Consider the following 9452-nt stretch of genomic DNA (forward strand, 5'->3'; position numbering starts at 1 on the left):
GAAGATCACCGAATCCCAGCTCGCCGCCGCGATATCGGCGCCGAAACGGCGCAGGCACTCGCCCCGGAAGTAGGCGCGGGTGTCGGTCGGCGGATTGGTCATCGCATCGGTGACCTGCTGTTCGGAGACCAGCCGCTCCATCGAACCGCGGGCCACCAGGCGGTTGTAGAGGCCCTTGTCCAGGCGCACGTCGGAGTACTGCAGATCCATCAGATGCAGTTTCGGCGCCGCCCAGCCCAGGCCCTCGCGGCTGCGCATCCCCTCGAGCAGGCGCAGTTTGGCCGGCCAGTCCAGCAGGTGCGCGCAGTCCATGGGGTCGCGTTCGAGCAGGTCGAGCACGTGCGCCCACTTCTCCAGCACATCGGTCACGCGGGCGTCGTCGGTGCCCTCGCGATCGTGGAACTTCTCCACCCGATCGAGGTAGATCCGTTGCAGCGCAAGGCCGGTCAGTTCGCGGCCGTCGACCAGCGCCACGGTGGCGCGCAGGCTGGGGTCGTGGCTGATGGTGTGCACGGCGGTGACCGGACGCGCCAACTGCAGATCCGACAGATCCTCGCCGGCCTCGATCAGATCCAGCACCAGCGCGGTGGTGCCGACCTTGAGGTAGGTCGACCATTCCGCCAGGTTGGCGTCGCCGATGATCACGTGCAGCCGCCGGTACTTGTCGGCGTCGGCGTGCGGTTCGTCGCGGGTGTTGATGATGCCGCGCTTGAGGGTGGTCTCCAGACCCACCTCGACCTCGATGTAGTCCGAGCGCTGCGACAGCTGGAATCCGGCGTGGTCGCCGGACTGTCCGATGCCGACCCGGCCCGACCCGGTCACGACCTGCCGGGAGACGAAGAACGGCGTCAGCCCGACGATGATCTGGTTGAACGGCGTATCGCGGTTCATCAGATAGTTCTCGTGGGTGCCGTAGGAGGCGCCCTTGCCGTCGACATTGTTCTTGTAGAGCTGCATGCGCGGCGCACCCGGCACGCTGGAGGCGTAGCGGGCGGCGGCCTCCATGACCCGCTCACCGGCCTTGTCCCAGATCACCGCGTCCAGCGGGTCCACGACCTCCGGAGCCGAATATTCGGGGTGCGCGTGGTCGACGTAGAGGCGGGCACCGTTGGTGAGGATCATGTTCGCCGCGCCGACCTCGTCGGCGTCGATCACCGGCGCCGGCCCGTTGAGCCGGCCCAGGTCGAAGCCGCGGGCATCGCGCAGCGGCGACTCCACCTCGTAGTCCCAGCGCGTGCGCTTGGCCCGGGGTACGCCCTCGGCCGCCGCGTAGGCCAGCACCGCCTGGGTGGATGTGAGAATCGGGTTCGCCGAGGGTTCCGTCGGTGTCGAGATGCCGTACTCGACCTCGATTCCGATGATGCGCTGCATGGGTCGAGCCTAGGCGACGCGCGCTGTCCCCGGGGCCGCCCGGGTCCGGTGGCCCGTCACCGCGCCGCGCGGTGTAGCGAATTCAGTTGACCGCCAGCGGGTCCGGGGCCGCGGCCTCGGACCGTGCCACCAGGTCGGCGACGGTGGCGTCGCGGTCCAGCGGAACCCCCAGACTGCGTGCATTGCTCTCCAGCAGCCCGAGCACCGATTCGGTCACGATCGCCTCGATCTGCTCGGACCCCAGCGCCGAGGCGGTGTCGGCGCGCCAGCTGTTGACCACCCCGTCGACGAAGCCGACGATCCCGAAGGCCATCGGCCGGGCCCGCACGGGGTCGATGCCGACGCGCGCGGCGGCGGTGGCGAACAGATCCGCGAGCCGGGCGCCGATGCGGTCGCGCGCCCCGGCCAGCGCGAGCGACGAATCCCCTTGCGGGGCACTCGCCGCCAGGAATCGGTGCAGCTGCGGATGCGAGTCCACCCAGCCCACGTAGGTGCCGACCGCCCCGCGCACCGCGTCCTTGACGGTTCCGTCCGCCCGCAGCGTCGGAAGTAGTTGGGTCAGCAGCGATTCCAGGATGCGGCCGCGAATCTGCTCGTCCAGATCGGTCCGCCCGTCGAAATGGCGGTACACCACCGGACGCGGCAGGCCCAGCCGGTCGGCGATCTGCTGGACCGACACCTCGGCGCCGTTCTCCTCGATCACCGCGACCGCGGCCTCGATCACCTCGGCACGCCGCCGCTGTTTGTGCCCGTTCCAGCGGGTGCTGCGACCGTCCACACCGGCCGCCGCGGACCGTTCCGCACGCCGCGGGGGCCGTTGTCCACCGGTTTCACTCACATGTCAACGATACTCATGCGGTATTGACCGATACACCCCGTCTCACTAACCTTGGTGTTACATCCTGTCTCGGTAATTCGATTCGTCTGGAGCGCAGCCATGGGCAACGACGCCACCCTGCTCCCGCGGGACACCTTCGCGCAGCGTCTGCTGCTCGGTTCGGTCCGCAAGTCCTACGACCCGGTGGTCGATCTGGACTGGGACGCGCCGCTGGATCCCGACAAGTTCTTCCTGCCGCCGGAAGTGGTCTCCCTCTACGGCACCGACCTGTGGGACGCGATGTCACCCGAGCAGCGGCGCGAGCTGTCACGCCAGGAACTCGCGAACATCCTGTCGGTGGGGATCTGGTTCGAGAACATCCTGAACCGATTGTTGTTGCGGGAGTTGATGAACGGCGATCCCACCTCGCACCGCTCGCACTACACGCTGACCGAAATGGGCGACGAATGCCGCCACATGACCATGTTCGGCAAGCTGATCGACCGCATCGACGCCCGGCCCTACTGGCCCAAAACCCCTGCCCGGCTGGCGATCTCGTCGTTGCAACTGCTGCTGCACGGGCCGATGGTGTGGGTGGGAGCGCTGGTGGGTGAGGAGATCTTCGACGCGCTGCAACGCCGCACGATCGACGACCCGCAGTTGCAGCCGGTGGTGGCGCGCACGTTCCGCGTGCACGTCACCGAGGAGGCGCGCCACATCGGCTTCGCCCGCGACGCCCTCGCCCGTCGCGTTCCGGCGATGTCGCGCGCGGAACGCGCCTATGTGCGGATGTGTGTCGCCGTCGCCGCTCCGCTGTTCGTCCGGCTGATCACCAACCGGCACATGTACATTCGGGCCGGCTTGGACGGGCGTGCGGCCGTGCGCGCGGCGCTGGCCAATCCGCACGCGCACCGCATGCTCGCGGCCGGGGGCGCCGACCTGGGGGCGTTCCTGGACGAGAACGGGCTGCTCGGCCCGATCGGCAAGCGACTCTGGCGGCGGCGGGGGTTGCTCGCATGAGGCCGGACCGCCACAGCGTGGGCGGCGTGGCCGTCGTCGCGGCCCGGCCGTCGGCGCCGATCATCGCGGCGACACTGCGGCGCAACGGAATTCGCGACCTCACCGTCCTGGGCTCGACCGCACTGGCGGCCGATCGGCCACCGCCCGCGGTGCACACCATGGAATTCGACGGCGCACACGACCGCTGGCGGCTGCGCTCGGACGACGGCACGACCACGGCGTCGGTGGTCATCCTGGCCGATGCCGACCTCGACACTCGCCGCATCACCGGAGTCGGCGCCGACCTGCACACGCTGCTGACCGAGGGCCGGGTGGCTCATCTCGGCGCGGCGATGCACGAAATGCCCAACCTGTTCTGGACACACTCCCCCGCCGGCGCGCACTGGCCGCACTATCCGGTGCAAGCCCGCGCCGAATACGCCGCGCGCTGCGTCGCCGCGATGTGCCGAACCGGCGGTACCCGGATCCAGCTGCGACGTGCCGTGCAGCACGAATCGGCACGCCGCTGGGCTGCGAACCCCCGCCTCGGCCGGCGGCTGCCGCGACCGGATCACCGTCACTTCGACACGACCGTCGCCGCCGATCGGGCGCCCGCCTGCGAGTACGCGGGTCCCGCGGTACTCGACGCGCCGGGCGCCGAACTCACGGTGACGGTCGCGCTGAACGGTCATCCCGACCCGATCGACGGTCACTATCACTGGTACGGCCGTCTCACCGCGGCGGAGGCGGAGCTGCTGCCCGACCCCGGGCGCGGTGTGGTGTCGCTGCGGATCGCGGGCGGTGAGCCCGCCGCGGGCCGGCTGCAGGAGCGCGACCCGTGGGGAAATCTGCGGATCGCCGGAATCGGGCGGCCACCGTTTCCCCTGGCGGACAACGGCATTCACTGAGCAAGATAACGGACGATCAGCCCGGAATCTTGTCCAGGAATCCGTGCACGCGGGCGATGCGATCACCGTCGAGAACGACCACGTCGAAGCCGACGATCAGCGGCTCGGCGCCGGGAGTCCCCAGCGTCCAGGTGAATCGCAGCTGGTCGCGGTGTCCGTCGACCGGCCCGAGGCCGAATCGCATGCCGGCGAACTGTTCCCGGACGGCGGCGATCATCTCGTCGATCGCGGCGACTCCGGCGACGGCCGCGAGCGGATCGGTGTAGGTGGCCTCGGGCCGGTACAGCTCGTCGAGAAGTTTGCGCCGCGCCGGGGCGTCGGCTTCGTTCCAGGCGTCGATGTAGCGCTGGGCGATGGCGTCGTAGGTGCTGGTGGTTTCGTTTTCGCTCATATGACGAGCATGTCGCAGAGCGGGCGGCGGGTCGATTACCCGTCGGGTAATGCCGCTGCACACCGAAGTGGTTGCCGCGCAGCCGGTCTCGCTTTCCGCGCCGGGTGGAGGCCTACAGCACCGACTTCAGCGATTGCTCGTCGCGCGCGACGACGGCCCGGCCGTCGGGGGTGACCACGATCGGACGCTGGATCAGCTTCGGATTGCTCGCCAGTGTCTCGATCCACTGCTCGCGGTCGGCCTCCGTCCGCGACCAGCCCGACATACCGAGCTCCTTCGCCTCCGGTTCACCGGTACGGGTGATGTCCCAGGGCTCCAGCCCGAGCTGGGCCAGCACCTCCCGAAGATCATCGGCGGTCGGCGGGTCGTCGAGATACCGCCGCTCGATGTAGTCCACCCCGGCCTCGTCCAGCGCGGTTTTGGCCGCGCGGCTCTTGGAGCAGCGGGGGTTGTGCCAGATCTGGGTCTGTCCGGATGTCATAGCGAAAACCCTAGCGCGCCCGGCCGATCACGCCGGTGGCACCTTTTTGCCCGAAAGGTAATTTTTCCTGTCGTGCACTATTGAAGTGACTCGCACTTTTGCCCATACTGGGTTCATGACCACGGAGCCGCCACCCGGGCTGCGGGAGCGCAAGAAGCTCGATACCCGGCGAGCCCTCAGCGATGCCGCCCTCGAGCTGATGTTCGAACGCGGCCTCGACCACGTGCTGCGCGAGGACATCGCCGCCCGTGCGGGGGTCTCGGTGCGAACGTTCACCAACTACTTCGCCAACAAATACGAAGCACTGGCGTATCGGCAGATCGACCGGATCCGCCGAGGGATCGACTTGCTGCGGGCCCGGCCGGCCGGTGAGCCGCTGTGGACCGCGATCACCGAGGCGATGCTCGAGCCGTTGCGCGTCGACGGCCTCGATGCCGATCCCCCGCCACGCGACCGTCTGGCCGAGGTCCGCAAGCTCGTTGCCAGCCCCGAGGCGCAGGCAGCGCTGACCCGAACCTCCTCCGACGCGTTGACCGAGGCGGTCGCCGAACGCACCGGCACCGATCCCGGCACGCTGTATCCCCGGCTGGTCGCCGAAGCCGTGCTCGGAGCACTGGTGGCGGCGATCGAGGTCTATCCCCGCTGCGCCCCTCCTGCCTCGATCACCGCGCTGACGCGGCAGGCGTTGGAACTGGTCGCCGCCGGCCTGCCCGAACCCAACTGAACTCTCCCTCCGTTCTCTCGAAACCACTTATCCGACAAGGGGTCTGATTCGTCATGTCCGAAAACACGTATGATGTCCTGATTTCCGGCGCTGGACCGAACGGGCTGATGCTGGCCTGCGAACTCGCGCTGAGCGGCGTCACGGCGCTGGTCCTGGAAAAGTTGCCCGCCCCCAGTACCGAACCCAAGGCCAACGGCCTCGTCGGGCAGGTGGTGCGGCTGCTCGATATGCGCGGCTTGTACCGCCGCGCCGCCGGTGCCGATGCTCCCGCGATCCCACCACCACTTCCGGGCTATTCGTTCAGCGGGCTACCGCTGGACCTGGCGGAATTCGCGGACAACCCGCTGTACGCACTGCCGATTCCGCAACCGCGACTGGTCGCCCTGCTCGCCGCCCGGGCGCGGGAACTGGATGTGGCGGTGCGCTGGGGACACGCATTGCGCGATCTCGAGACCCACCGCGACCATGTCGTCGCGACCGTCGACAGCCCCAGCGGCGCCTATCGCATCCCGGCCCGCTATCTGGTCGCCGCGGACGGCGGGAAAAGTGCGGTGCGCAAGCTGGTCGGAATCGATTTCCCCGGCTGCACGGTGGTCGACCGCGTCACGCGATTCGGCCATGCCACCGTTCCGGACGGGCTGCGAACACCCGACGGCGGCATAGACATTCCGGGCGCGGGACGGTTCCACTTCGGCCACAACCGTGTGGACAAGGGCATGTTCATCTTCGCCGAGCTGACCCCCGGGCGGCCGATGATCGGAGTGAGCGAATACGGCACCGACCACCTCCCGGCGGAGGACGAACCCGTGACCTTCGCGGAGCTGCGGGCGAGCATCGAGCGGGTACTCGGCGCCGAGGTGCCGATCGAACCACCGACCGGTGCCGGCCCGCATGCGTTGCGCCGCACCGTCGGCCAAAACACCCGGCTGGCGGAGCGTTATCGCGAGGGCCGTGTGCTGCTGCTCGGAGATTCCGCGCACGTACACTCCGCGATGGGTGGCCCCGGACTGAATCTCGGATTGCAGGATGCGATCAATCTGGGCTGGAAACTGGCCTCCGAGGTCAACGGCTGGGCGCCGGCCGGACTGCTGGACACCTACGAGAGCGAACGCTATCCGGCGGCCGAGCGAGTGATGATGCACAGTCTCGCGCAGAGCGCGTTGATAGCGCCGGGGCCCGAGGTCACCGGATTACGCGACCTGTTCGCGGAACTGGTGCGGATACCGGCCGTCGCCGACCACCTCGCCCACCTACTGGCCGGGGCCGACATCCGTTACGACGTCGGCGACGATCATCGCCTGTCCGGGCAGCTGGTCCCCGACTACACCGTGACCACGGACGGCACTCGTGTGCGGGTCGCCGACCTGTTACGCACCGCGCGTCCGCTGCTGATCGACAGCACGGGGGTGGCGGCAGCGGCAGCAGCCAATTGGTGTGCGCGCGTCGAAATCATCTCCGGCGCAATCACTCTCACCGAGCGAGGGCGGCCTGTGGGCACGGCGGCCGAATCCGGGACCGCGAGCCCGCCGACGGCAATTCTGCTGCGCCCGGACGGGTACGTCGCGTGGGCCGGCGACGACGCGAGTGCCGACGGTCTGCACAGCGCGCTCACCCGCTGGTTCGGATCCTCACCCGTGCCGGTCCACGCGCGGTGAGGTCGCGCACCGAAATCACAGATGCATCCACTCCGGCCACATCCGTGACCACGGCTGCTTCGGACCGGTGCAGTCGAAGATCGTGACATCGCGGGTGTTACCGACGAAGCCGAGCCGGGTGTCGACCCTGCCGACCGGGGTGAGCGAGGTGCATCGACCGCGCAGATCGGCCTCCTCGCCACCGACGATCACGGCGGTCTCGGCGCTGTCGGGCGGGGCGCCGAAGTATCCGAAGCCACGGCTGGGGCTGTAGACGGGTGGCAGATCCGCGCGGCCGAGGTGGTCGAGGGCGCTCGCCTGCCAGTAGGTGTCGGTGACGACGACGGCGCGGTCGCGGCGCGCGGCGGGTAACCCGCGATAGGCCGTCGTCACCGCCGTGGTGAGTTCCGGCCAGCCGAATTGCCCGTAGGTGCCGATCGCAATCGCCGCCGAGACATCGTCTCGGGGTGGCTCGATCGCCGCGGCCGGACGCCACGGCAGCGACGTCACGATGGTGGCCACCGCCGCAACCGCCACCACCAGGGTCGCGACACCCGCGACCCGGCGACCGACTGCCGCCCGCTTCCGCATCCAGTGCACCAGCGCGACGGCGCCGGCCGCCAGCACGACCCCGTACATCCCGGCCGGGTAGTACACCCGGCCGCCGGTGATCAGGAAGACGATGTCGACCACGATCAACGTCGCGCCCAGAAAACGGTACGGCCGCAACGGCTTCCAGCGCAGCAATGCCCACAGCCCGCCCAGCAGGACCGGCACGCCGAGAACGCCCGCCAGAAGCAGCGAGATCGGCACGAACAGCAGGCGACCGCCGATGATCGCCTGCTCGGACGCGATCTCGGCGCCCATCGCCAGTTGCGGCCAGCCGTGGCGCAGCTGCCAGATCATCTGCGGCACCGCCGACAGCACGGTGAGGCCGGCACCGGCCCACAACAGCGGGCGGCGCAGCAACTCGCGCGGACCGAAGACCGCGCAACTCCCGGCCAGCGCGATCCAGAAGAAGGGAATCAGCCATTTGACCTGCAGATCCACCGCCGTCACGACGCCGGCGATCAGCAGCAGCACGTCGCGGCGGGTCCGCACCCACCGCACCACCAGCCAGGTGATCAGCACCCACAGCCCGGTATCGACGGTATTGGTGGTCAGCATCGAGCCCTGCAGCAGCAGGAACGGCGAGCACGCGTAGGCCAGCGCGGCCAGTGCCTGCGCGGCGCGGCCGCCGCCGAATTCGCGAGTGATCATGGCGCACAACACGATCGCCGCGACCGTGATCAGTATCGCGGGGATGCGCAACGCCGGATAGGAGCCGGGGACGAGCGTGTCCATGATCCGGGCCAGCAGCGGCAGCATCGGACCCTGATCGGCGTAACCCCAGCTCAACCGGCGGCCGGCGGCGAGGAAGTAGAGTTCGTCGCCGAAGTATCCGTACTTCGAGGCCGCGAACAGCAGCGCCGCGCCACCGACGGCGGCGATCGGCGCGACCACGGGCCACGCGACCGGTGCGATCACGGCCGATTCGGTCGCACCGCGTGCTCCGGCAGATCCGGTCGCACTACGCGCTCCGGTCTCGGACTCGTACACATCGGTCACCGGCACACTCCTGGAGCGGATTTCGTGGGAACGTCTGCGAACGTATCGGTTTCCGGCCGCCGGGGAGTCGCCCGGCAGACCGATCCGCTGTCCACCTCGAGAGGTATGCCGCCCCCTCCTCGCGGCGGATCAGGGCTGCCAGGAACAGAATTCGATCAACTGGCCGGGCCGGGCCTGACCGAGCAGATCCACATCCTCGTCGATCACCGTGCCCACCACGGGATAGCCGCCGGTGATCGGCCGGTCGGCCAGCAGAACCACCGGCCGCCCCGCGGGAGGCACCTGGATCGCCCCCAAAGCCATTCCCTCGGTGGGCAATTCGGCATCGTCGACCCGCCGCAGCGGCGGGGCGTCGCCGTGGCGGTCCAGGCGCACACCGATCCGGTCGGTGTCGGTGGACACCGCCCAGGCGCCGGTGAACAGATCGGCGGGGTTGTGGAACCAGTCCGCGCGCGGTCCGAGCCGGGCCCGCACCCGCAGCGTCTCCTGGGTGAGCGGCGCGACGGGCGCCATCTCGAT

At 69.3% G+C, this 9452-nt stretch carries 10 protein-coding genes; 4 read left to right on the plus strand and 6 right to left on the minus strand.

Annotation, left to right across the window (positions count from 1 at the left end; genetic code table 11):
- Both dop and ON23_RS12855 read right to left on the minus strand, forming a co-directional pair.
- On the minus strand, positions 1-1371 hold a 1371-nt coding region (gene dop / locus ON23_RS12850; protein ID WP_039778364.1), incomplete at its 3' end, for a depupylase/deamidase Dop.
- An 82-nt stretch (positions 1372-1453) separates the two neighbouring features.
- Positions 1454-2209 carry a TetR/AcrR family transcriptional regulator gene (locus ON23_RS12855; RefSeq protein ID WP_051042602.1) on the minus strand — a complete coding sequence of 252 codons (756 nt, stop codon included), beginning with the start codon at positions 2207-2209 and terminating at the stop codon, positions 1454-1456.
- A gap of 99 nt (positions 2210-2308) precedes the next feature.
- Here ON23_RS12855 and ON23_RS12860 point away from each other — a divergent pair, with 99 nt between their 5' ends.
- Both ON23_RS12860 and ON23_RS39235 read left to right on the plus strand, forming a co-directional pair.
- On the plus strand, positions 2309-3208 hold the full coding sequence (locus ON23_RS12860) for an AurF N-oxygenase family protein (protein WP_039778365.1): 900 nt from the start codon (positions 2309-2311) through the stop codon (positions 3206-3208).
- Positions 3205-4095, plus strand: a complete 891-nt coding sequence (locus ON23_RS39235; RefSeq protein WP_223273620.1) for a DUF4873 domain-containing protein — start codon at positions 3205-3207, stop codon at positions 4093-4095. The genes ON23_RS12860 and ON23_RS39235 overlap by 4 nt, the downstream gene beginning before the upstream one ends.
- A gap of 16 nt (positions 4096-4111) precedes the next feature.
- On the opposite strand, the gene ON23_RS12870 is transcribed toward ON23_RS39235, so the two are convergent.
- Both ON23_RS12870 and ON23_RS12875 read right to left on the minus strand, forming a co-directional pair.
- On the minus strand, positions 4112-4486 hold the full coding sequence (locus tag ON23_RS12870) for a nuclear transport factor 2 family protein (RefSeq protein ID WP_039778366.1): 375 nt from the start codon (positions 4484-4486) through the stop codon (positions 4112-4114).
- Positions 4487-4598: 112 nt separating this feature from the next.
- Entirely contained in the window at positions 4599-4967 is a 369-nt protein-coding gene (locus tag ON23_RS12875; RefSeq protein WP_039778367.1) for an arsenate reductase family protein, read from the minus strand.
- A 115-nt stretch (positions 4968-5082) separates the two neighbouring features.
- Between ON23_RS12875 and ON23_RS12880 the strand changes: the two genes are divergently transcribed.
- Both ON23_RS12880 and ON23_RS12885 read left to right on the plus strand, forming a co-directional pair.
- The gene (locus ON23_RS12880) at positions 5083-5691 is read left to right on the plus strand and encodes an acyl-CoA-like ligand-binding transcription factor (RefSeq protein WP_039778368.1); all 609 of its coding nucleotides are present in this window, start codon (positions 5083-5085) and stop codon (positions 5689-5691) included.
- A 53-nt stretch (positions 5692-5744) separates the two neighbouring features.
- Entirely contained in the window at positions 5745-7346 is a 1602-nt protein-coding gene (locus ON23_RS12885) for an FAD-dependent monooxygenase (RefSeq protein ID WP_039778369.1), read from the plus strand.
- A 15-nt stretch (positions 7347-7361) separates the two neighbouring features.
- Here the strand turns inward: ON23_RS12885 and ON23_RS12890 are convergent, their stop codons facing one another.
- Both ON23_RS12890 and ON23_RS12895 read right to left on the minus strand, forming a co-directional pair.
- Positions 7362-8852 carry an ArnT family glycosyltransferase gene (locus tag ON23_RS12890; protein WP_039778373.1) on the minus strand — a complete coding sequence of 497 codons (1491 nt, stop codon included), beginning with the start codon at positions 8850-8852 and terminating at the stop codon, positions 7362-7364.
- 210 nt (positions 8853-9062) lie between these two features.
- Positions 9063-9452: 5-oxoprolinase subunit C family protein (locus tag ON23_RS12895; RefSeq protein ID WP_039778374.1), on the minus strand; the 390-nt coding region annotated here is incomplete at its 5' end.

This window comes from Nocardia cerradoensis NBRC 101014 (assembly GCF_000308535.1).
GTDB lineage: Bacteria > Actinomycetota > Actinomycetes > Mycobacteriales > Mycobacteriaceae > Nocardia > Nocardia cerradoensis.